The organism is Vibrio porteresiae DSM 19223 (assembly GCF_024347055.1).
Taxonomy (GTDB): domain Bacteria; phylum Pseudomonadota; class Gammaproteobacteria; order Enterobacterales; family Vibrionaceae; genus Vibrio; species Vibrio porteresiae.
The window spans coordinates 3,212,268-3,235,318 of the sequence record NZ_AP024895.1 but is presented as its reverse complement, the minus strand read 5'-3'; the positions used below and the strand labels follow the sequence as shown (position 1 = coordinate 3,235,318).

Here is a 23,051-nt window from a genome sequence, read left to right as displayed (position 1 = left end):
CTTTCCTTTTCGGTTAGGCCTTATAGCAGGCGTTTACGCTGACTTGAAGGAGCTATTCCCAACGACTCTCGGTACTTAGCTATCGTCCGTCTTGCGACTTGAATTCCTTGGTCAGCAAGTAGGGCCGCGATTTTGCTATCACTGAGTGGTTTTGCTGTGTTTTCAGCAGAAACCAATTTCTTAATCAGTGCGCGAATCGCAGTTGATGAACACTCTCCACCGTTATCGGTACTAACGTGACTAGAGAAAAAGTACTTCAATTCGAATATGCCTCGCGGCGTATGCATATATTTCTGAGTGGTGACTCGAGAAATAGTGGATTCATGCATGTCCACTGCAAGGGCGACGTCATTTAGCACCATTGGCTTCATGGCTTCTTCACCATACTCGAAGAAATCGCGCTGATGTTCAACGATGCATTTGGCAACTTTGAGTAAAGTCTCATTTCGGCTTTCTAAGCTCTTGATCAACCATTTTGCTTCTTGCAAGTTGGTCCGGATATAGTTGCTCTCGCTGCTATTACCGCGCACGAGATCCGCATACTGTTGATTCACCTTCAGTTTCGGAACGCTATCTGGATTGATGGCCACAATCCATTTGCCGTGTTCTTTGTACACTGAGACATCTGGAATCACATATTCCGCGTGATCTTCAGCAATACGGCTACCGGGTCTTGGATCCAACTGTTGTATCAGTTGAAGCGCTTCACGCAATTCCTCTTCTTTGAGTTTAGCCTCTTTTAAAATGAGTTTGTAATCGCGGTTTCCAAGTTGATCAATATACTGAGAAAGGAGTAGCTTGGCCTCTTCTAGCCATGGGGTATCACTAGGATAGGTAGCTAGTTGAAGCAAAAGGCAGTCTTGCAGATTAAGGGAAGCGGCGCCAAGGGGATCAAATTGCTGAATGCGCTTGCGAACCGCCTCGATTTCCTCAATCTCAATGTCGTCATTTTCAAAGTTTTCGAGAATCTCTTCCAATGACAGAGTGAGATAACCGTAATCATCGATAGCGTCGATAAGAGCGTAAGCGATGGTTCTGTCTGTCTCACTAAAAGGGGTTAAGTCTAATTGCCAGAGTAGGTAGTCTTGGAGAGTTTGCGTGGTTTCACCTTGGTAGACAGGGGTGTCTTCATCCAAAGCGAGCCCGGTACTACCTGTGTTGGCGCTATACACGTCATCCCAAGTGGTATCCATTTCAAGTTCTGAGCTGATTTCTGATTTTTCAAAAATATCTGAACTGTCTTGAGGTTCTGGCTCGGAAGTGACTTCTGCGCTCGGCTCTCTCTCTTCGTGTTCGCTAGCAGCTGGTTTGTTGTCGTCATGGGCTATGACTTCGTCTGGACCCTCTTCCACATCAAGAAGAGGGTTGGAATCCAAAGCCTCTTGAATCTCTTGCTGTAAATCGAGCGTAGACAGCTGCAACAGACGAATCGCCTGTTGAAGCTGAGGTGTCATTGCTAATTGTTGACCTAGTTTGAGCTGTAACGAAGGTTTCATTCAGTATCCAACTACCTTAATTCGTTATCTGGTTCACCACCGTCAATCATAGACGGAATTGTTCACCGAGATAAACTTGTTTAACCTGCTCATGGTTTAACACCTCTTGAGGTGTACCTTCTGCGATCAGTCGTCCTTGACTGACTATGTACGCTTTTTCACACACATCGAGTGTTTCGCGTACGTTATGGTCAGTGATCAAGACGCCAAGACCGCGATCTCGCAGGTGTTCAATTATCTTTTTAATATCAATGACCGATATCGGGTCAACGCCAGCAAAAGGTTCATCCAACAAGATGAATTGAGGGTTTGCCGCTAACGCGCGAGCAATTTCTACTCGGCGACGTTCGCCCCCTGACAGTGCCATCCCAGCACTTTTGCGAATGTGTTGGATGTGAAACTCTTCTAACAAGTCTTCCAATTTATCTTGGCGCTGCTCTCGAGTCATTTCTTCACGAGTTTGTAGCACAGCCATAATGTTATCTTCAACCGACAACTTACGGAAAATCGACGCTTCCTGAGGCAAATAACCAATCCCCATTCGCGAGCGACTGTGCATTGGTAACACACTTATGTCCTTGTCGTCTATCGAGATTTTGCCATCGTCACGAGCAACAAGACCCACGATCATATAAAATGAAGTGGTTTTTCCTGCGCCGTTTGGGCCAAGCAGACCTACGATTTGACCTGATTTCACCTCAAGGCTCACATCAGAGACAACTTTGCGTTTTTTGTAGCTTTTCGCTAGGTGTTCCGCTTTTAGTACCGACATAATTTAGTTACTTCTGCTGTATCGTTTGAGGTTGTAGAACGGTAGATACTCGTCCTTCACCATTACTGTCTGCGATCAGTTTTTGCAAAGAGATCTTATAGCGGATCTTCTTACCGCGGATCTCACTGTCATCCTGTGCCAGCATGGCTTTATCGATCATGATTAGCTCATCATCGGCCATTTTGTAAAACAGTTGTTCTGCTTCACCGTAAAGGGTCTTACCCTCATCCGTCAACTGGGAGAAAGTCGCTAATTTACCAAAGCCTTCAATATCCTGAATTTTTCCAGTAGCTTCATTACGTATCACAATCAGCTTATCTGCATTGATATTGATGCTGCCTTGTTTGAGTTTTACATCGCCCAAAAAGGTTACGCGGTTGCTCTTCATATCCAGTTGTTGACTATCTGAGTCAATGTACACTGGCTGCTGACTATCTGTCGATAGGGCCAATGTTTGTCCACTTACCAGTAGGCAAGCCAATAGACTAAGGTGTGAAATTCTCATATCTACCTTGAACGTGTTTATAAAGGACAGCCGAGTTGTCAGCAAAATTACCTTTCATCGCCTGACCGTGTGTTTCAAACTGAGGACCGTATAGATCCACTGGTGTATCTGCCCAAAAATCACGGGAATCCAACTTGATACTGAGTTGTTTGGTTGTCATTTTGCTAAAACCTGAATCTTTGAACAAGTTTTTTGCCGTGACGTTATCGTACAAGGTAAGTACTTGCTTCTTCGATAAAACAGCTCTATCGGCGGTAATTTCCCACTCTTGGGTTGTTCCATCCTGATACACTTTCAAAATCGGACTTTGGAAGTGGGTATCGCCACTTTGGGCGTAATACTCCAAATGGCTCGATTCAATAACGTAGCTGCGCACCCCTAAATTGTTATAAGAAACATTATTGAGGTTATTGCCGCTAAACATAGGTAACTCAGTATTCGGAGCTACTTGAATATCAGGTTTGTTTTCTTTGTCCATTAAGTAGTAAAGGGACCAAGAAGCAATAAAAAACAGAATCACGTATATGATTCGGGAAACACTCATATACTCAGGCCTTTATGCACATCGAGTTCATCTCGTGCCTGGAGGATCAAATCGCACACTTCGCGTACTGCACCATGACCCCCTTTGGTTTGGGTAACATAGTTAGCGCGACGCGCAAGTAAAGGGTGTCCATCTGCTACGCAAACTTGTAATCCCACTTTTTCCATCACAGGCCAATCAATTAAATCATCACCAATATAACCAGTGTGCTCCGGGTCAATCGCCAATTTTTGGCAAATATCCTGATAAGCTTTTACTTTGTCATCTTGTCCTTGGTAGACAAGTTTTATACCCAAAGCGTTCATTCGATTTGTGACGATTTGCGATTGGCGACCTGTGATGATGGCAATCTCAATGCCTGCATTCATTAAACTTTTCACCCCGTAACCGTCACGAGTATGGAAAGTTTTTAATTCTTCACCGTTATTGCCCATGTATACAAGGCCATCGGAAAATACGCCATCTACATCGCAGATAAGCAATTTAATATTTTTCGCGATTTCCAAAATACGGGCGTCGACTGAGCCGTACAATGTGTCTACTTGCTGAGTCATTACATCACTCCCGCTTTTAATAAATCATGCATGTTTAATGCACCTACCAATTTCCCATCATCAACTAACATCAGACCATTAATTCGTTTGGCTTGCATCAAGTTGACGCCTTCAACCGCAAGCATTTTGGGTGAGGCAACTGTTGGGTTTTTCGTCATCACCGTATCAATAGATGCGGTGTGAATATCAATTCGTTTGTCGAGGATGCGACGTAAATCGCCATCGGTAAAGATACCGATTAAATTACGTTTGTCATCCACAATAGCGGTCATGCCTAGACCTTTTTGGCTGATTTCAAGCAGCGCATCACGAATCAAAGCACTGGGTTTGACCATTGGCAGCTCATCTTTGCAATGCATGATATCGCTCAGCTTAAGCAACAACTTTCGTCCTAAAGCACCGCCAGGGTGAGAAAGGGCAAAATCTTCAGAAGTAAAACCGCGCGCTTGAAGTAGAGCAATTGCGATGGCATCTCCCATGACCAATGTTGCAGTCGTGCTGGACGTCGGTGCTAAACCAAGCGGGCATGCTTCTTGGGGAACACTGATTTGCAGATGCACGTCAGCGAGTTTTGCCATAGTTGACTCAGGTTTACCTGTCATACTAATGATGCGAATGTTGAGGCGTTTCATCACCGGAAAGAGCGATACGATTTCCGATGATTCACCAGAGTTAGAAATGGCCAATACAATGTCTTGAGAGGTGATCATGCCAAGATCACCATGAGCGGCTTCGCCTGGATGAACAAAAAAAGCAGAAGTCCCTGTACTGGCTAATGTGGCAGCAATTTTACGACCAATATGGCCGGATTTGCCCATCCCCATTACAATCACTTTCCCTGTGGTGTTATTCAAAATAAGGTCACACGCTTGAGTAAAGTCGTCGTTAAAGTACTGGTCTAATTGTTGTAAGCCTTCGATTTCGGTGGCTAATACTTGTTTTGCTGCTTTTTGATAGTTAAAGCCAGACAACATGGTTCACTCCCCACTACGCACTCATGTTCATGAACAGATAACTTTGATAGGCAAGAAAAACGATAAATAGAATCGCGCCTTCAATTCGATTAATGCTACGTGATTTGCCTAATGCCATCACCACGAGCAGCAGTGATACACCTAATAGCACCCAAAAATCGCGACTCATGGCGTGTTCGCTCAAATAAGATGGATTTAAGATGCCCGGAATGCCCATCACAGCCAAAATATTAAATACGTTGGAACCGATGATATTGCCGACAGCCATATCATCTTCACCTTTCAAGGCACCGGCAAGAGAGGCAGCCAATTCAGGTAGACTAGTGCCAATCGCGATAATGGTTAAGCCGATAACCAAATCACTCATGCCGAAGTACTTCGCGATGATCACTGCGTTATCAACCAGCAAATCTGCTGAAACCGGTAGAAGAACTAAGCCAAATACCAGCCAAAATAGTGCGTTACGATTGGGCACATCATCAGGAATTTCCGATTCGTGTTCATCTAAAAGGTTATCGCCACGTTTTTTCTCCATGCGACTGATATGCAGCATGCCAAGAATAAAAACGCCGAAAAGAGCGAAAAGCAGTACGCCTTCGCCAAAGCCCAGATGATTATCTCGTAGAAGAAAGCCTGCTAGTACGGTCACTGCGATCATCAATGGCAATTCACGACGCAGTACGGCAGAACTGATTGACAGTGGTTTAATTAAGGCGGTAATCCCAAGAATTAAAGCAATGTTAGCGATATTTGAACCGAGGACGTTACCGACAGCTGTATCGGTTTTATCACTCAATGCCGCAGTGGCAGAGACCATCATTTCTGGCGCGGACGATCCCATCGCCAAAATGGTCATGCCTATGACCAGTGGTGAGATTCCAAAATTTCGGGCAATAGCCGCAGACCCATAGACTAGTTTATCGGCACTCCATACGAGTAGGATAAGACCGATAACGAGCAATCCAACTGCTTCAAACATGAATAATCCTGACTTTGTTGATAATCGTGGAACATAAAATGGGTAATTTTGACGCTTAGGTCACTAAAAGGGAAGACGATTATCTCATTTATTGTTCCATTTTAAGAGACAATTCTCTTAGCTGGATCAATTTATGCTTGGTGTTGAAAATTTTAACGTGTCATCATGGTTCATATAACCAGCCCTGTTACAACAGAATGTGCAATAATTTTTGAACCTTTTGACAAAAAAAGCTTCTATCTCTGTTGTAATTGTACGGCGCTTTATATTTTACACTAATCTGCTTATGATTGCTCATTCTTCTGGATGAGGAAGCCAAAGGGCGAACTACGAACATGTCTGATAATGACTTAGTCACCATCAAAAATCTGAGTTTTTCCCGTTCTGGACGCAAAATTTTTGATAACGTCAGTTTACAAGTACCTAAAGGGAAGGTTACCGCCATTATGGGACCTTCAGGAATTGGTAAGACGACACTTTTGCGCTTGATCGGTGGACAACTGCTCCCTGAAAGTGGAGAAATTTGGTTTGATGGCGAGAATATCCCAGCGTTAAAGCGAAGCCAGCTATATCAAGCTCGTAAGAAAATGAGCATGCTATTTCAATCTGGTGCTTTGTTTACTGATCTTAACGTTTTTGACAACGTTGCTTTTCCGCTTCGGGAACATACTCAACTAGATGAATCTTTGATTCGCACACTAGTACTATTGAAACTGGAAGCGGTTGGGCTGCGTGGTGCAGCATCACTGATGCCTAGTGAATTGTCCGGGGGGATGGCGCGCCGCGCTGCACTAGCTCGGGCGATTGCTCTCGACCCTGAACTCGTTTTGTACGATGAACCTTTTGTTGGTCAAGACCCAATCACCATGGGGGTGTTGGTGCAGTTGATTCATAATTTGAATCAAGCGTTAGGTTTAACTTCGGTTGTTGTCTCTCACGATGTACCTGAAGTGATGAGTATCGCTGACTGGGTTTACTTACTGGCTGATGGCAAAGTCATTGCCCAGGGCACACCAAAACAGTTATCACTGCAATCTGATCCTCGTGTTCAGCAATTCTTACAGGGTAAAGCCGATGGCCCAGTGCCATTTCGTTTCCCAGCTCAGCCGATAGAGAAGGACTTATTTGATGTTAACGAACATTGAGCAATGGGTCAGTAATCTAGGACGGCGAGCTTTATCCGTCTGTGAGTCACTTGGCCGATCCACTTTGATGCTGATTGGCGCGCTTAGCGGTCGACCTCAGCCGATTAAACATTTTCCTTTGCTACTCAAACAGCTTTATAGCGTTGGTGTCCAATCGCTTGCCATCATCGTTGTTTCTGGCCTGTTTATTGGCATGGTACTTAGCCTACAAGGTTACGTCATTTTGGTTGATTACGGCGCAGAAGCGAGTTTAGGCCAAATGGTGGCGCTTTCTTTGTTGCGTGAGCTTGGTCCGGTAGTAACAGCGCTGCTGTTTGCTGGTCGTGCGGGCTCTGCGTTGACTGCTGAAATCGGCTTGATGAAAGCGACTGAACAGATCTCCAGCTTAGAAATGATGGCGGTGGACCCACTTAAACGAGTCGTTGCCCCACGTTTTTATGCTGGTTTGATTTCCCTTCCTGTACTCGCGATGATTTTCATGGCCGTGGGTATTTGGGGCGGTCAACTTGTGGGTGTTGACTGGAAAGGCATCGACCAAGGTAGTTTCTGGTCAACTATGCAAGCTTCAGTTGAATTAGGTAAAGATATTGGTAACAGTGTAATTAAATGTGTGATCTTCGCGATTACCGTCACTTGGATTGCGCTGTTTAATGGTTATGACGCGATTCCTACTTCGGAAGGGATTAGCCGAGCCACAACGAAAACTGTAGTGCATTCTTCTCTTGCTGTTTTAGGGTTGGATTTTGTACTTACTGCATTGATGTTTGGGAATTAATCATGCAACAAACGAAAAAATTAGAATTAGGGGTTGGCTGTTTTGTTTTGGCAGGAATTTGCGCAATCCTAGTGATGATTTTTCAAGTCGCTGACGTGAAAAGCATTGGATCCAACGATACTTACACTCTGACTGCTGAGTTCGATAACATTGGCACCTTGAAAGTACGCTCACCAGTAAAAGTGGGTGGTGTGGTTATCGGTCGTGTGTCTGCTATCTCACTAGATAAACAAAACATGTTGCCACTGGTTACCTTGGAAATTGATGAGCAATACAACCAATTCCCAGATACTTCTAGTGCACAGATTTTGACTTCTGGTCTGATTGGCGAGCAGTACATTGGTTTAGTCCCTGGTTTTGTTTATGAAGATGAAGGGACTATGCTGAAAAATGGCGATCGCATTGAAGATACTAAGTCGGCTTTAGTGCTTGAGGATTTGATTGGTCAATTCCTATATGGCGTTGGTGATAAAGGCGACAAAGATACTAGTAAAACTGAGGAGAAATAATGTTTAAGCGGTACTTCGTTCTCGTATTGAGTTTAGTGCTCTCTTGGGCGGTTTATTCTCAGGAAATAGATCAAACTCAGCCTTATAGTATGATGAAGCAGGTTGCGGAACAGGCCTTTAATCGCCTTAAAAACGAGCAACCCAAAATTCATAAGGATCCTCAATATCTACGTCAAATCGTAGAAGAAGAGTTGATGCCGTATGTGAATGATAAATATGCTGCATTGAAACTGCTTGGTCCTAACCTACGCGGTGCAAAACATGAAGATGTTGAAGCGTTTATTAAGGCGTTTCGTGAATATCTTGTGACAAACTACGCGCAAGTGTTGACTCAATATACCGATCAACAGCTTTCGTTTGCACCAGAAACGGATCTCGATGCAGACCGTCGCATCACAAGTGTCAAAGTGAATATCGTGGATGCACCACGTCCCGATATCCATTTAGAATTTAAATTACGTAAAGAAAAAACCGGTGAATGGCGTGCTTACGATATGGTCGCAGAGGGTGTAAGCCTGCTGTCGAGTAAGCAGTCTGAGTGGAGTGGAAAAATTCGTCGCGAGGGTATTCTTGCTGTGGCGAAAGATCTACAAGACTTGGCTAACCAACCGATTCATTTTGAGAGTCAGTCCAAATGAGTCATCCCCAATGGCAAAACGTATCCGCTCAACAAGCTAAGTTGAGCGGTGCTCTTGATAGAGATACTGTTCCTGAGTTGTGGCGTTATTTAAGCCAGTGGCATCCCGAAGAGACTAAGCTAAACGTCTCTTTAGCCGAGGTTGAACGCATCGATTCGGCAGGAATGGTGATGTTAATTCACTTAATTGAGCATGCAAAACGACAAAACTGTCATATAATGCTGGATTCTGTGCCAGAACAACTGCGCACACTGTTTCAACTGAGCAACATTGATCAAATGATGGCTCAACACATCGAGAATTCAGCAGGGGTGATTTGTGGATAGCTCACAAGTAAAACAGATATTAGAACAAGCACTCAATCTTCAGGAGATTCACGTGAAGGGCGAGGGGAGTCACTATGAAGTGATTGCCGTCGATATGTGTTTTGATGGAATGAGCCGCGTGAAAAAACAGCAACTGATTTACGCTCCATTAATGGAGTACATTCAGCGCAATGATATTCACGCTCTGTCCATTAAGGCATACACCCCGGATGAGTGGGCTCGCGATAAGAAACTGATGTCGCTGTAAGGTTTGTTAATGGAAAAGTTTCGAGTTATTGGTTCCACCACACCTCTTCAAGGTGAAGTGACGATCTCCGGTGCAAAAAATGCTGCACTGCCTATTTTGTTTGCCTCAATTTTGGCTGAAGAGGCTGTTGAAGTTGCGAACGTTCCTCATCTACGTGACATCGATACAACGATGGAGCTGCTTAAACGTCTTGGCGCAAAAGTAGAGCGTAATGGTTCTGTTCACGTTGATCCTAGCCAGATTAACCAATATTGTGCGCCGTACGATTTGGTGAAAACCATGCGTGCATCGATTTGGGCTTTAGGTCCATTGGTAGCACGTTTTGGTCAAGGTCAGGTATCGCTACCTGGTGGCTGTGCTATCGGTGCGCGACCAGTTGATTTACATATCCATGGTTTAGAGCAACTGGGCGCAACCATTACTCTAGAAGATGGCTATGTGAAAGCAGAAGTGAACGGTCGTTTGCAAGGTGCTCACATTGTGATGGATAAAGTGTCTGTTGGCGCGACCATTACTATCATGTGTGCTGCCACGTTAGCTGAAGGCAAAACCGTGTTGGATAACGCGGCTCGTGAGCCTGAAATCGTTGATACTGCTGCATTTCTTAATGAGCTTGGTGCCAAGATTACAGGTGCGGGTACGGATACTATTACTATTGAAGGCGTTGAACGTCTTGGTGGTGGTAAACACGCCGTGGTTCCCGATCGTATTGAAACCGGTACGTTCTTAGTGGCTGCTGCTGTGTCTAAAGGTAAGATTGTGTGTCGTAAAACCGACTCGCATCTACTCGAAGCCGTATTGGCGAAGCTTGAAGAAGCGGGGGCTAAAATCGAGACAGGTCCAGATTGGATCAGTTTGGATATGACAGGTCGTGAACTTAAAGCGGTTTCTGTGCGTACTGCGCCTCACCCAGGTTTTCCTACCGACATGCAAGCTCAATTCACTTTGCTGAATATGATTGCGAAAGGCAGTGGTGTTATCACTGAAACCATTTTTGAAAACCGTTTTATGCACGTTCCTGAACTGATGCGTATGGGAGCAAAAGCGGAGATTGAAGGTAACACCGTTATTTGTGGTGATGTAGAGCGTTTAAGTGGTGCTCAAGTTATGGCAACCGACTTACGTGCTTCGGCAAGTTTGGTGATTGCTGGCTGCATTGCGAAAGGTGAAACCATCGTTGATCGCATCTACCATATCGACCGAGGCTATGAAAAGATAGAAGATAAACTGTCTGCACTCGGCGCAAATATTGAGCGTATAAGAGAAGCAAGTTAAACTCTCTCTCATTAACTGGCCGAAACGGAGCGTTTCGGCTTTTTTATTCTAGCTCCTTTGGAGAATTCGATGATCGCACTTGTTCGTGTAATTGTTGTGGCGTTATTTGCTATCGTCATGTTTGTCTTTGGTTGTGCTTACTGTCTGTTATCACCTCGTAACCCAAAACATGTATTTACCTTTGGTCGTTTGTTCGCTGCGATGGCACCGATTTTCGGTATCAAACTGGTATTTCGTGTACCGGAAGATGTCTATCAACGTGGTCAAGCTATCTATATTGCTAACCACCAAAGCAACTGGGATATGTTTACTGTATCAAAAGCAGTCACACCGAATGTGGTTACTGTTGGTAAGAAGAGCTTGGCATGGTTGCCGCTGTTTGGTCAGCTTTACTGGCTATCGGGCAATATTCTGATTGACCGTGCTAATAAAGCGAAAGCAAAAGGTACGATTGATCAGGTTGTTAAAAGCATTAAGAACAGCAAAGTCTCGGTATGGATGTTCCCTGAAGGGACTCGTTCACGTGGTCGTGGTTTGTTGCCTTTTAAAACAGGTGCTTTTCATGCTGCCATCAGTGCGGGCGTTCCTGTTGCACCGATCGTATGTAGCTCTACCGATAAACTTAAATTAAACCGCTGGAATAACGGGCATGTGATTGTTGAGATCTTACCTATGATCAGCACTGAAGGTTACGGTAAAGAAAATGTTCGTCAGTTGGCTTCTCAGTGCCATGACTTGATGAAAGATAAATTAGCAGAATTGGATGCGGAAGTTCAGGAATTGAATAAACGCTAATCACTAAGATTTAGTCGATAAAAAGGGTTGCATGCGCAACCCTTTTTTAATGAATATCAGATGCTTATTTGCGTACTGCAATCGCTTCGATTTCGATGCCAACATCTTTTGGTAGACGAGCTACTTCAACACAAGAGCGAGCTGGGTAATTAGCCACTTTGTGTTCATCAAAGAATTTTCCGTACACTTCGTTCACTGTCGCGAAATCATTTAGGTCTTTCACGAATACGGTCATTTTCACAATGTCGCTTACACTTAGGCCAGAGGCTTCGACAACGGCTTTTACGTTGTCTAGAGATTGACGAGCTTGAGCTGCGATCTCTGCAGGTACTTCACCTGTTGCTGGGTTAACTGGGATTTGTCCTGAAGTCATTACCATGTTGCCAAGATCAACACCTTGAACATATGGGCCAATTGCTGCTGGAGCTGAGTCCGTGTGTAAAACTTTAGTCATTGTTACTGTTCCATTAGTTACTGAAATACAAGCATTCAGTGTGCCTTCAAAGTCATCTAAGGTAAAGAGCTCAACCGCGACATTTACCGTGATTGGCTCTTTAATTTTTATGCGTCGCGTTCAGTAACGATGTCGCGTGAAAAGACTTTTTCGCAGTATTTACATTTCAAACGAATATCTTGGCCTTTTTCACTGATGGTGAAACTGCTTTCGACCGGTTCTGAGTGAGAAATACAGTTGCTGTTTGGGCAAGAGAACACATTGTTGATTTTATGTGGTAACTCAAGCGGTAGCTTTTTCACCACTTCGTAGTTTTCGATGCGGTTCACTGTGGCATGTGGTGCGTAGAGTGCCAATTTACTTGCTTGCTCTTCAGTGATAAACACGTTTTCGATCTTGAGCAAATCTTTTGAACCGAGAGCAGAAGAGGGAAGATTCAAACCTATGGTCACTTTTTGATTTGAATTATGCATATCAAACAGTTTAAGAACTTTAATGCCCACTTTGGCTGGGATGTGGTCAATCACTGTACCGTTTTTAATTGCTTCTACTTGCAGTTTGTTTTCTTTAATCATGGTTCACATCTCCTCTTCTTATAATGACTCGTTCAAAACGAGCGCTAGTAGTGCTTCACGAGCGTAAACACCGTTACCTGCTTGTTGGAAAAAGTAAGCGTGTGGTGTTTTGTCGACGTCAGTCGTGATCTCATCAACGCGAGGAAGTGGGTGTAACACTTTCATGTTTTCACGAGCATTTTCTAGGTGAGCAGCCGTTAAGATGTAAGCTGATTTCAAGTGAGCGTATTCAGATTCGTCGAAACGTTCTTTTTGTACGCGAGTCATATAGAGAATATCCAATTCAGGAATCACACTTTCCATATCACTGTGCAGGCTGTATTCAATACCAGCATCATCAAGTTCTTCGCAGATATAGTCAGGCATCGCAAGTGCATCTGGAGCAACGAAGAAGAAGCGGATGTTATTGAATTTAGACAGTGCTTGAGTAAGAGAGTGTACGGTACGACCGTATTTCAAATCCCCGACAAAGGCGATATTGATGTTGTCTAAGCGACCTTGGGTTTCGTAGATGGTAAACAGATCAAGCAAGGTTTGTGATGGGTGTTGGTTTGAGCCATCACCAGCGTTAATCACAGGTACACCATGTGAGAATTCAGAAGCTAGACGAGCGGCACCATCTTGAGGGTGACGCATAACAAATGCATCAACATAGTTGGAGATAACTTGTACTGAGTCTGATAAGGTTTCGCCTTTTTTCGCTAAAGAAGTATTACCACCGTTATCAAAACCGATCACACTGCCACCAATGCGCTGAATCGCTGTTTCAAATGACAAACGAGTACGCGTTGATGGTTCAAAGAAACAACTTGCCACAACCTTGTTCTTAATCAGGTCAGGATTTGGCTGAGCTTTTAATTGGCCAGCAGTTTCAACAATCAATTCCAACTCTGCACGTGACAATTCAGAAATGGAGATGATGTGTTTTTTGTACAGCGAGTTCGCCATGATCTTTATCCCTATCTTTTCTAACAGCCATAAAAAAGCCCCCCGATCTGGGAGGCTTCAAAATTAGTGATCATTAAGGGGAAAAATAATGCCACGTAAGCAATGATACTTACCGAAATTAACTGGTGCACTGAGTGCAGAGAGCGTGAATTTCATTGGCTACCCCTTAGACAAATTGCTCGGCATTATACCCCTAAAGTTGGTGAGTGCAAGCGATTACATCACATGATTTTAGGGATTTTATGCTGTTTGGCGCACAAGCAATTATAGGCCTAACGTCGCCACCATGACCGCTTTAATTGTATGCATACGGTTTTCGGCTTCATCAAAGACAATCGAGTAGTCAGATTCAAACACTTCGTCAGTGACCTCTAAACCTTTCATGCCATATTTTTCAGCAATTTGTTTACCTACGACGGTTTCGTCATCATGAAATGCAGGTAAGCAGTGCATGAATTTGACGTTCGGATTTTGCGTTGCTTTAATCACATCCATATTCACTTGATAGGGTTTCATCAGTGCAACACGCTCATCCCAAGCTTCAGGAGCTTCACCCATGGAAACCCACACATCGGTATAAAGGAAATCACAACCTTTGACACCCTCACTCACATTTTCTGTCAGAGTGATTTTTGCACCACTTTTTACGGCGATCTCTTGGCACTCTTGCACCAACTCAGGTGCTGGCCAGAATGCTTTTGGTGCAACCAGACGGATGTCCATCCCCATTTGTGCTGCGCCGACCATGAGAGAGTTCCCCATGTTATTGCGTGCATCGCCAAGGTAAGCAAACGAGATTTCATTCAGTTGTTTACCACGACCATGCTCAAGCATAGTGAGAAAATCGGCGAGGATTTGGGTTGGGTGAAATTCGTCAGTTAAGCCGTTCCACACGGGTACACCTGCATATTTACCCAACTCTTCGACAATCTCTTGACCGTAGCCGCGATATTGAATGCCGTCGTACATACGACCGAGTACGCGGGCGGTATCTTTCATCGATTCCTTATGGCCGATTTGTGAACCTGATGGACCAATGTAAGAGACATGAGCACCTTGATCGTGAGCCGCTACTTCAAATGCACATCGAGTACGAGTGGAGGATTTCTCAAAAATCAACGCGATGTTTTTACCCAATAAGGTTTTCTGTTCAGTGCCAGTGTATTTGGCTTTTTTTAACTGAGCAGAGAGATCGAGTAAAAAGTGGATTTCTTTTGGGGTGAAATCCAGCAGTTTTAAAAAGTTGCGGTTACGTAAGTTGAATGCCATATCTCGGTCCTAATGAAAGCTCGATAACTGATATGGCTAGTTAAACATACAAATGCTACAAAAGTGAATAGTTATTTTAAAATAAAGCGAGATATGTAGATAATATCTCGCTCTTTTTGCTTATAAATTCTCTTCGGCGTATTCAGCTAAGCGACTACGTACCACGCCATTGAGGTGAATATTGGCGCTGCCTTCGAAGTTTTTAAAACGTTCCACCATGTAAGTTAGCCCTGATGTAACAGGGGTGAGATAGTGGGAGTCGATTTGCGCTAGGTTACCAGAGCACACGATTTTGGTGCCTTCACCACAACGGGTAATGATGGTTTTGATTTGTGATGCCGTTAAGTTCTGGCATTCGTCCAGTAGTACAAAGGCATTTTGAATGGAACGACCACGCATAAAGTTGATCGATTTGAACTGGATATTGGCTTTATCACAAATGTATTTGAGTGAACCTTCGGTACAGTGGTCATGTTTATGCAGTGCTTCAAGCGTATCTGTCACCGCAGCGAGCCAAGGCATCATTTTCTCTTCTTCAGTACCTGGTAGAAAACCGATGGACTCGCCAATATCTGGCGTATTACGAGTCACAATGATCTTATCGAACATGTTTTTCTCTACCGTTAATTCTAACGCCGCCGCCATGGCCAATAAGGTCTTACCGCTACCAGCTGCACCTGTCAGAATGACGAGGTCAATATTGGGGTCAAGCAGGGCATCAAAGGCCATCGCTTGATAGATGTTCTTTGGTGTCACGTCCCATGCTTTACGATGCATCATTCGTTCTCGACTTAAGTCTCGGAGGGTGATGCTATCGCCATTAATGCGCTCTACGCGGGCAGCAAAATCGCTGTCTTCATCAATGACGTATTGGTTTAGGTAGGTAGGTTCAAACGGTTCGCGAGCTAAGGTATGGAAGGTTTTGCCATCGGCGGTGTGACTTTCAACTTCGTCAACTGAATCCCAAAACGCTCCCGGTCGCAATTGAAAACCTTTGGTTAGGTATTGCACATCATCAATTAACTGGTCAGTGCGATAGTCTTCTACGTATAAGACGCCAGCTCCTTTGGCTCTTAAACGCATATTGATGTCTTTGGTGACGAGAACCACGGCGCGAGGTGCGCGTTTGTTTTGCAAATACAGAACCGCGTTCAGGATGCGGTTATCGCCTTCCTTGTCGGTAAAGGCGCGGAAAGTATCGACCAGTTCGTAGTCCGCAAGTATCGAAATTGAGCCGGTTGCGTTGATGTTTTGGCTAAATGGAATGCCCTCAGTTATCTCGTCTGGAGTGGCATCATGGAAGATATTTTCGAGTGCTCGGATGGCGACTCGTGCGTCTCTGGCGACGTCGCGTTTACTGTCTTTGATTCGGTCAAGTTCTTCTAGGACAGTCATGGGGATGACTACATCATGTTCTTTGAAGGAGTAGATGGCTTGAGGTTCATGAAGCAGGATATTAGTGTCCAGTACAAACAGTTTGCGATCGGTATCGCCCATAAGCGTCTCCTTGCTACGGTGAGTAGCTTGCTATGCAAAGGAAGTTTGCATATTTGTCTAGAGTGTTCTTACGCTTTTGGCAGGCGTTCGATCACTGGTCGACGGTCTGCAAACTCATTTTGATACTTCACTGTCTGACAAGCAGGCTCTATGCCAACTTTGTTAAGTAAAGATGCATGCTTGTACAAGATCAGTATAGCAACCATGATAGAAATGCCACTGCTGTTTTACCGTTTTATGTCAAGCGAGTAACGAATCGTTAAAAAGGAGAAAAAAGGCAGGAATTCTCGGTGTTTGCTCGTGACCTATATCACGCCTTCGAGTAAGATTATCGACCTTTTCTGCACAGCGGTTCAGGACACGTCATAATTAGTCCTCGCAGCCGTAGTTCAATGACGCAAATTTATATCCAATCCAAATTAAAGAGGTAGTCGATTCATGACTTTTGCTTTGGGGCAACGCTGGATAAGCGATACAGAAAGCGATTTAGGTTTAGGTACAGTGGTAGCACTCGATGCACGCACAGTGACTTTGATGTTTGCCGCATCAGAGGAAAATCGTGTGTATGCACGACATGATGCTCCTGTTACACGAGTTGCCTTTAATGTTGGAGATGTAGTAGATAGCCAGGAAGGTTGGTCTTTAAAAGTTGAAGAAGTCATTGAAGAACAGGGTGTTCTGACTTATCAAGGTTCTCGTCAGGATACTCAAGAGCAAGGTATTGCTTTACGTGAAATCTTTTTGAGCCATCAAATCCGTTTTAACAAGCCGCAAGACAAGTTGTTTGCTGGTCAAATCGACCGCATGGATAACTTTGTGTTGCGTTATCGCGCGCTGAAAAACCAGTTTCAGCAACAAAAGAGCCCAATGCGCGGCCTGTGTGGTATGCGCGCAGGATTGATTCCTCACCAATTGTACATCGCTCATGAAGTAGGACGTCGTCACGCCCCTCGAGTTTTGCTTGCCGATGAAGTTGGTTTAGGTAAAACCATTGAAGCTGGCATGATCATTCACCAGCAAGTGTTATCTGGCCGTGCTGAGCGCATTTTGATTGTGGTACCAGAAACGCTTCAACATCAATGGCTAGTTGAAATGCTGCGTCGTTTCAATTTGCACTTCTCTATCTTTGATGAAGAGCGTTGTGTCGAAGCCTTTGCTGAAGCAGACAACCCATTTGATACCCAACAATTTGTTCTTTGTTCTCTCGATTTCTTACGTAAAAGTCGCCGTCGCCTTGATCAGGCGCTTGAGGCTGACTGGGATCTGCTGGTTGTCGACGAAGCACACCACCTCGAGTGGAGCCAAGAAAAACCGAGCCGTGAATACCAAGTGGTAGAAGCGTTAGCTGAGCAAACTCCGGGTGTGTTACTGCTCACGGCAACGCCTGAGCAGCTAGGTCGTGAAAGCCACTTTGCTCGTCTGCGTTTGCTCGATTCAGACCGTTTTTATGATTACGAAGCCTTCGTTGAAGAAGAAGATAAGTACGCCCCCGTCGCCAATGCGGTGACAAGTTTACTGTCTGGTCATCCTTTGACTGATGAAGAGAAAAATGACATCGCTGATCTGTTAGGTGAGCAAGATGTTGAACCTATCTTTAAGGTGCTTGAAAGCAAGGCAAGTGATGAAGAAAAAGCATCCGCGCGCCAAGAGCTGATCACTAACTTGATGGATCGCCATGGCACTGGTCGCGTATTGTTCCGTAACACTCGTGCTGGTGTGAAAGGATTTCCTGTACGTCACGTTCATTTACTGCCGATGGATATTCCATCTCAGTATGAAACGTCAATGCGTGTTGCCGGTATGATCGGTGGCAAGCTGAGTCCTGAAGCTCGCGCAATGAAGATGCTTTACCCTGAAGAGATTTTCCAAGAATTCGAAGGGGAAGAATCAAGCTGGTGGCAATTTGACTCGCGTGTTAACTGGTTATTAGACAAGATCAAAGAAAAACGGGGTGAAAAAATTCTAGTGATCGCCTCGCGCGCAAGTACCGCTCTGCAATTAGAGCAAGCGCTACGTGAGCGTGAAGGTATTCGCGCGACCGTATTCCATGAAGGCATGTCCATTCTTGAACGCGATAAAGCCGCAGCTTATTTTGCGCAGGAAGAGGGTGGTGCTCAGGTTCTGATCTGTAGTGAAATCGGTTCTGAAGGTCGTAACTTCCAGTTTGCTAACCAACTGGTGATGTTTGATTTGCCATTCAACCCAGATTTGCTGGAGCAACGTATTGGTCGTTTGGATCGTATTGGTCAAACCCAAGATATTGATATCCATGTTCCTTACCTAAAAGGTACGGCGCAAGAGATTTTGGCGCGTTGGTTCCATGAAGGTTTGAATGCTTTTGCAGAGACATGCCCTGCCGGTCGTACCATTTATGACCGCTGTGCTGAAAGCTTAATTGCGCTTCTTGCGAGCGTTTCAGAAGAAGGTTTGGACGAGATCATTAAAGAATCTCAGCAATTAAACCAAGTTTTGAAAGCTCAAATGGAGCAAGGTCGTGACCGCTTGTTAGAAATGCATTCCAATGGCGGCGACAAAGCGCAAGAGATAGCTCAGCAGATTGCGGCAACCGATGGTGATACCAATCTTGTTACCTTCGCAATCAGCCTATTTGATACAGTCGGTTTAAACCAAGATGATCGTGGTGACAATGCGATTGTATTGACTCCTTCAGAACATATGATGGTGGCAAGTTATCCTGGTTTAGGTCATGAAGGTTCGACCGTTACCTTTGATCGTGACACCGCTTTAGCACGCGAAGATGTTCAGTTGATCACTTGGGAACACCCAATGATCCAAGGTGGTATCGATTTGTTAATGAGTGAAGGCGTGGGCACGTCTGCTGTGTCTCTACTTAAAAACAAAGCGTTACCTGTAGGAACCATGTTAATTGAACTGGTTTACGTCGTGGATGCGCAAGCACCAAAACGTAGTGGCATCAGTCGCTTCCTACCGCCAACACCAATCCGTATCCTGCTTGATGGTAAAGGAAACGATCTCTCAGCTCAGGTTGAATTTGAAGGATTTAACCGTCAGCTCAGCCCTGTAAACCGTCACTTGGCAAGTAAATTGGTGAGTTCGGTGCAGACTCAAGTACATGATTTGATTGAAGCTGGAACACCTATTGTTGAAGCGCAAATTGCAGGCATCCGTGCTAAAGCGCAACAAGAGATGGAGCAGCAACTTAACGGTGAATTGGAACGCATGTTGGCACTGAAAGCAGTGAACCCGAACATTCGTGACGAGGAAATCTCAGTGTTGCAAGAGCAGATTTCTGAATTAACAGACTTTATTGGTCGCGCTCAGTGTCAGTTAGATTCTCTACGTCTTATCGTAGTTTCTCATAACTAACAAACTGAAATAGATGAAAAAAGGCTTTCCATTGGAAAGCCTTTTTTATGTGCAGAATGTTGGTTACATCAACCATTTCCACCAAATGAATAGGGCTAGGAAACCAAAAAGGTAGATCAATCCGACGATCGATAGAGCTTTGAGTTTAGGCCCCATTTTCAGCGCACTAGGTAAAGGTGTTCGTGTCACCAATATGTAGTTGAGCAAGGCATAAATAGGCGTCGTAACAAATGCCATGATCATTGCAAAGTTTAGCATGGGTAGCAAAGCAGATGCCCAGAAGAAAATAATCCCTAAAGAGAGCACCGACACAATAATCATCCAATTAAGGAAGACTTTGGAACTTTGTTCTGACTGATTTTTAAGTAAGCGTTGTGACTCAGCGATCACTCGGCAGTATCCATCAAGAACGGTAATGGTACTGCCAAAAATACAGAAGAAAGCGATGATAGCAATCAGGTAGCGAGACCATTCCCCAATAGTAGATGCGTAAATGCCGATTAACTGATCAGTAAAGCCCGCGCCAGACATCGCTACTTTTGTGCCTGTTCCATGCAGTACTAACGCACCAAGAGCCAAGAAAACAACAGCGAGAAGTGCAGTGCCAATATAGCCCACGTTGAAATCGAATAGCGCCGATTGAGCGGTGACTGAAGTGTGCTTGCTTTGGCTTTTTAGCCACATTGAGCTCAGGCTAGTGACTTCAATTGGTGCAGGCATCCATCCCATGGTCACAACGATAAAACCAATGGCTGCGAGAGTCCAAGGGGAATCTGTGCTGATAGCATTGGATGGCGTTGGAGTACTTCCAAAAACAGCGAAAGCCAATGCCAATAAAGTGGAGATGGTGAGTAGCGCCATAATGATCTTAGATAAGGCATCTAACGCCTTGTACTGACCAGCAAATAAAATGGCCAAACAGGTAATCAGTGTTACTACACTCAGTACATGTATTGATAACTGAAAGGGAATGAAATAGCTAAGTAGGCTAGCACTAAAAAGTAATAGAGCGGCGGTACTGACCACTGCCGAGATAGAGGTTAGAGCAAAGAATAGCCACAGATAAGGCCTGCCAAGTTTGGAATACCCTTCAACTAAGCTTTCACCAGTACCTAGCGTGTATTGAACACCGCATCGAAAAAATGGATATTTCAGTAGGTTAACTAACAGTATTAGGGAAGCTAGTTGCCAACCGTAAATGGCCCCAGCCTGTGTTGATGCCACAAGGTGTGAACCACCGACAGCTGCTGCCGCCATCATGATTCCTGGACCTAATGATTTTACTAATTGGCTAAGAGAGCGTGTATTTTGCTCTGAGTATGGAACGGCATTTTCCATGGTAATTCCTTTCAGCGTTGTACTTTGCTATGCAGTGATAAATGAATAAAAATGGCCAATTTATTGGCTTCTTTTTCTTGTCAAGAGTTACGATTGATATCATAAGGTGTAAAAGTGTCAATCATTATTTACGCACGTGCTAAAAATAATTTACTGTTGGTGTTTTATGCTTATGGAGTAATGAAAGGCAATATGAATAGCTGCTTTTAGGCAAGAGTTTATGAAAAACAAAGGCACTAGTGGTTCAAAGCCAGCAAGTGAAGAGTGTCCGTAACGGCGATAATCATGCCTCTGCCCAGGCAAGTGATTTCGGTATATAATGCCGCGTTTTTGAGTGATAAGAGCGAAATAATCATGGCGATGACGGAGTACCATCCACCAGTTGACCCTTGGATCGAGGTGGTGTACGAAGATAATTACATTGTTGCAGTCAATAAGCCGTCAGGGTTATTGTCTGTCCCTGGCCGTCTGGAAGAACACCATGACAGCATGTGGAGTCGTTTAGCTGAGCGTTATCCTGATGTGCAAGTTGTCCACCGTTTGGACATGTCGACATCGGGATTGATGATTTTGGCGAAAGACAAATACACGGAAGCAGCATTAAAAAAGCAGTTTCAATATCGCTTAACTCATAAGATTTATTACGCGCGTGTTTGGGGACATCCAGAGCAAGATGAGGGAGAGATTGATCTGCCTTTGATTTGTGATTGGCCAAATCGCCCGAAACAGAAAGTGTGTTTTGAAGATGGCAAACCATCTAAAACGCTTTATCAAGTAGTGAAAAGAGAAGAAAAGACATCAGTAGTGCGCCTACTGCCGGTAACGGGACGTTCTCATCAATTGCGTGTTCACATGCTAGCAATTGGTCACCCTATCGTGGGCGATGAGTTTTATGCTCATCAGGAGGCCATCGACTTTTCTGATCGTCTACAACTGCATGCTGCAGAATTGAGTTTCTATCATCCACGCAGTAACTGGCTGCGTTCAGTATTTGTTCCTTGCGATTTTTATCCTGAAGCCAAGGAAGAGATTTTTGAGCATTTCGATCCTGAACGTAAGCTACCGGATTATAAAAAGCTACCCCGACCTTAGTGACAGTGGGTGGCATACAAGGAGATAAGTATGGCGAAACCCACCGTAGTCTTTTTAGATCGAGCAACGATTCCTGAACAGATCGTTGTTCCTTCCATTTCTTGTGAACATAACTGGCGCGAGTATGATTTTACTCGCCCAGATCAAACCTTAGCTCGTAGCCAAGACGCTCAAGTGCTGATTACGAATAAGGTCGTACTCGACAAGACTATTTTGTCTCAACTTCCTGATCTCAAATTGATCGCTGTTTCTGCCACAGGCTTTAATAATGTGGATATTGACTACTGTCGTGAGCATGGAATTGCGGTTGCCAATATTCAAGGTTACGCCACTAAGTCTGTACCAGAGCATGTTATTGCTATGATGTTTGCCTTGCGCCGTAATTTGCGTGGTTATCACCAAGACATAATGGCAGGGGAGTGGCAGCGCAATAATCAGTTCTGTTTCTTTACTCATCCCATTGGTGATATTGCTGGCTCAACGTTGGGTATTATCGGTGGTGGTGTGCTGGGGCAATCATTGGCGTTAGTAGCAAAAGCATTGGGAATGAACGTCTTGTTTGCTGAACATAAGGGTAAGACGGAGTGTCGTTCTGGCTATGTGCCATTTGAGCAAGTGTTGGCTGAAGCTGATGTGGTTTCACTAAACTGCCCTTTAAGTGAACAAACCCGCAATCTGATTGATAAGCATGAGTTGGCTCTCATGAAATCCTCAGCGATTTTAATCAATGCTGGGCGTGGTGGCTTGGTGGAAGAGTCCGCGTTAGTGGATGCTCTGAAAAGCGGAGAGATTGCAGGGGCCGGTGTAGACGTGTTCACTCAAGAGCCTGCTGATAAAAGTAATCCATTGATTGCTAATGCAGATTTGCCGAATTTGATTTTAACACCCCATGTGGCATGGGGCAGTGATTCCGCCATTACCCGTTTGGCTGAAATCCTTATCGATAATATCGATGCCTTTTTGCAAGGCAAAGAGCAAAACCGCGTGGTGTAACAC

24 protein-coding genes are annotated in these 23,051 nt (G+C 44.5%); 11 read left to right on the top strand and 13 right to left on the bottom strand.

The annotated features are described in order from the left end of the window. Positions 1–20: 20 nt before the first annotated feature. From OCV11_RS14720 to OCV11_RS14690, 7 genes are read right to left on the bottom strand one after another with little or no spacing between them, the layout of a single operon-like run. On the bottom strand, positions 21–1,496 hold the full coding sequence (locus tag OCV11_RS14720) for an RNA polymerase factor sigma-54 (RefSeq protein WP_261893764.1): 1,476 nt from the start codon (positions 1,494–1,496) through the stop codon (positions 21–23). Positions 1,497–1,542: 46 nt separating this feature from the next. After that, positions 1,543–2,268, bottom strand: coding sequence for an LPS export ABC transporter ATP-binding protein (gene lptB / locus OCV11_RS14715; RefSeq protein ID WP_261893763.1), 726 nt, complete (start codon positions 2,266–2,268; stop codon positions 1,543–1,545). Between the two features lie 7 nt (positions 2,269–2,275). Continuing rightward, entirely contained in the window at positions 2,276–2,773 is a 498-nt protein-coding gene (lptA, locus tag OCV11_RS14710) for a lipopolysaccharide transport periplasmic protein LptA (protein ID WP_261893761.1), read from the bottom strand. Further along, positions 2,754–3,317 carry an LPS export ABC transporter periplasmic protein LptC gene (gene lptC, locus OCV11_RS14705; RefSeq protein WP_261893759.1) on the bottom strand — a complete coding sequence of 188 codons (564 nt, stop codon included), beginning with the start codon at positions 3,315–3,317 and terminating at the stop codon, positions 2,754–2,756. Before lptC ends, lptA begins: the two co-directional genes overlap by 20 nt. Beyond that, positions 3,314–3,871: a 3-deoxy-manno-octulosonate-8-phosphatase KdsC gene (gene kdsC, locus OCV11_RS14700; protein WP_261893758.1), complete on the bottom strand. Its 558-nt coding sequence runs from the start codon at positions 3,869–3,871 to the stop codon at positions 3,314–3,316. The genes lptC and kdsC overlap by 4 nt, the downstream gene beginning before the upstream one ends. Beyond that, entirely contained in the window at positions 3,871–4,845 is a 975-nt protein-coding gene (gene kdsD, locus OCV11_RS14695) for an arabinose-5-phosphate isomerase KdsD (protein WP_261893757.1), read from the bottom strand. Before kdsD ends, kdsC begins: the two co-directional genes overlap by 1 nt. A 13-nt stretch (positions 4,846–4,858) precedes the next feature. Continuing rightward, complete coding sequence (locus tag OCV11_RS14690; RefSeq protein WP_261893756.1) at positions 4,859–5,824, bottom strand: calcium/sodium antiporter; 966 nt, start codon at positions 5,822–5,824, stop codon at positions 4,859–4,861. A gap of 335 nt (positions 5,825–6,159) precedes the next feature. On the opposite strand from OCV11_RS14690, the gene mlaF reads away from it, so the two are divergent. The 8 genes from mlaF (at position 6,160) to OCV11_RS14650 (ending at position 11,534) form a co-directional block, all read left to right on the top strand. Beyond that, on the top strand, positions 6,160–6,969 hold the full coding sequence (mlaF, locus tag OCV11_RS14685) for a phospholipid ABC transporter ATP-binding protein MlaF (RefSeq protein ID WP_261893755.1): 810 nt from the start codon (positions 6,160–6,162) through the stop codon (positions 6,967–6,969). After that, positions 6,953–7,744 (top strand): lipid asymmetry maintenance ABC transporter permease subunit MlaE, encoded by a 792-nt coding sequence (gene mlaE, locus OCV11_RS14680; protein ID WP_261893754.1) that lies wholly within the window; start codon positions 6,953–6,955, stop codon positions 7,742–7,744. The genes mlaF and mlaE overlap by 17 nt, the downstream gene beginning before the upstream one ends. Before the next feature lie 2 nt (positions 7,745–7,746). Next, on the top strand, positions 7,747–8,253 hold the full coding sequence (mlaD, locus tag OCV11_RS14675; protein ID WP_261893752.1) for an outer membrane lipid asymmetry maintenance protein MlaD: 507 nt from the start codon (positions 7,747–7,749) through the stop codon (positions 8,251–8,253). After that, positions 8,253–8,891, top strand: coding sequence for a phospholipid-binding protein MlaC (gene mlaC / locus OCV11_RS14670; RefSeq protein ID WP_261893750.1), 639 nt, complete (start codon positions 8,253–8,255; stop codon positions 8,889–8,891). Before mlaD ends, mlaC begins: the two co-directional genes overlap by 1 nt. Further along, positions 8,888–9,217, top strand: a complete 330-nt coding sequence (locus OCV11_RS14665) for an STAS domain-containing protein (protein ID WP_261893749.1) — start codon at positions 8,888–8,890, stop codon at positions 9,215–9,217. The genes mlaC and OCV11_RS14665 overlap by 4 nt, the downstream gene beginning before the upstream one ends. Then, positions 9,210–9,464 (top strand): BolA family iron metabolism protein IbaG, encoded by a 255-nt coding sequence (ibaG, locus tag OCV11_RS14660; RefSeq protein WP_261893747.1) that lies wholly within the window; start codon positions 9,210–9,212, stop codon positions 9,462–9,464. Before OCV11_RS14665 ends, ibaG begins: the two co-directional genes overlap by 8 nt. Before the next feature lie 9 nt (positions 9,465–9,473). Then, complete coding sequence (gene murA, locus OCV11_RS14655; RefSeq protein ID WP_261893746.1) at positions 9,474–10,739, top strand: UDP-N-acetylglucosamine 1-carboxyvinyltransferase; 1,266 nt, start codon at positions 9,474–9,476, stop codon at positions 10,737–10,739. A gap of 69 nt (positions 10,740–10,808) precedes the next feature. Beyond that, on the top strand, positions 10,809–11,534 hold the full coding sequence (locus tag OCV11_RS14650) for a 1-acylglycerol-3-phosphate O-acyltransferase (RefSeq protein WP_261893745.1): 726 nt from the start codon (positions 10,809–10,811) through the stop codon (positions 11,532–11,534). A 64-nt stretch (positions 11,535–11,598) separates the two neighbouring features. Here OCV11_RS14650 and OCV11_RS14645 read toward each other — a convergent pair whose 3' ends face one another. From OCV11_RS14645 to OCV11_RS14625, 5 genes are all read right to left on the bottom strand, one after another. Then, positions 11,599–11,988, bottom strand: coding sequence for a RidA family protein (locus OCV11_RS14645; protein WP_261893743.1), 390 nt, complete (start codon positions 11,986–11,988; stop codon positions 11,599–11,601). Between the two features lie 107 nt (positions 11,989–12,095). After that, positions 12,096–12,563, bottom strand: coding sequence for an aspartate carbamoyltransferase regulatory subunit (pyrI, locus tag OCV11_RS14640; protein WP_261893742.1), 468 nt, complete (start codon positions 12,561–12,563; stop codon positions 12,096–12,098). Positions 12,564–12,581: 18 nt separating this feature from the next. Further along, complete coding sequence (pyrB, locus tag OCV11_RS14635; RefSeq protein ID WP_261893741.1) at positions 12,582–13,511, bottom strand: aspartate carbamoyltransferase; 930 nt, start codon at positions 13,509–13,511, stop codon at positions 12,582–12,584. 264 nt (positions 13,512–13,775) lie between these two features. Beyond that, positions 13,776–14,780 carry an ornithine carbamoyltransferase gene (gene argF / locus OCV11_RS14630; protein ID WP_261893739.1) on the bottom strand — a complete coding sequence of 335 codons (1,005 nt, stop codon included), beginning with the start codon at positions 14,778–14,780 and terminating at the stop codon, positions 13,776–13,778. 120 nt (positions 14,781–14,900) lie between these two features. Further along, positions 14,901–16,277, bottom strand: a complete 1,377-nt coding sequence (locus OCV11_RS14625; protein WP_261893737.1) for a PhoH family protein — start codon at positions 16,275–16,277, stop codon at positions 14,901–14,903. Between the two features lie 438 nt (positions 16,278–16,715). On the opposite strand from OCV11_RS14625, the gene rapA reads away from it, so the two are divergent. Next, complete coding sequence (gene rapA, locus OCV11_RS14620) at positions 16,716–19,625, top strand: RNA polymerase-associated protein RapA (RefSeq protein ID WP_261893736.1); 2,910 nt, start codon at positions 16,716–16,718, stop codon at positions 19,623–19,625. Between the two features lie 63 nt (positions 19,626–19,688). Here the strand turns inward: rapA and OCV11_RS14615 are convergent, their stop codons facing one another. Then, positions 19,689–20,963: an Nramp family divalent metal transporter gene (locus tag OCV11_RS14615; protein WP_261893734.1), complete on the bottom strand. Its 1,275-nt coding sequence runs from the start codon at positions 20,961–20,963 to the stop codon at positions 19,689–19,691. Positions 20,964–21,317: 354 nt separating this feature from the next. On the opposite strand from OCV11_RS14615, the gene rluA reads away from it, so the two are divergent. Continuing rightward, positions 21,318–22,055 carry a bifunctional tRNA pseudouridine(32) synthase/23S rRNA pseudouridine(746) synthase RluA gene (rluA, locus tag OCV11_RS14610; RefSeq protein ID WP_261896313.1) on the top strand — a complete coding sequence of 246 codons (738 nt, stop codon included), beginning with the start codon at positions 21,318–21,320 and terminating at the stop codon, positions 22,053–22,055. Between the two features lie 30 nt (positions 22,056–22,085). Then, a complete protein-coding gene (locus tag OCV11_RS14605) occupies positions 22,086–23,048 on the top strand; it encodes a D-2-hydroxyacid dehydrogenase (protein WP_261893733.1) in 963 nt (320 codons plus the stop codon). Positions 23,049–23,051: the final 3 nt, after the last annotated feature.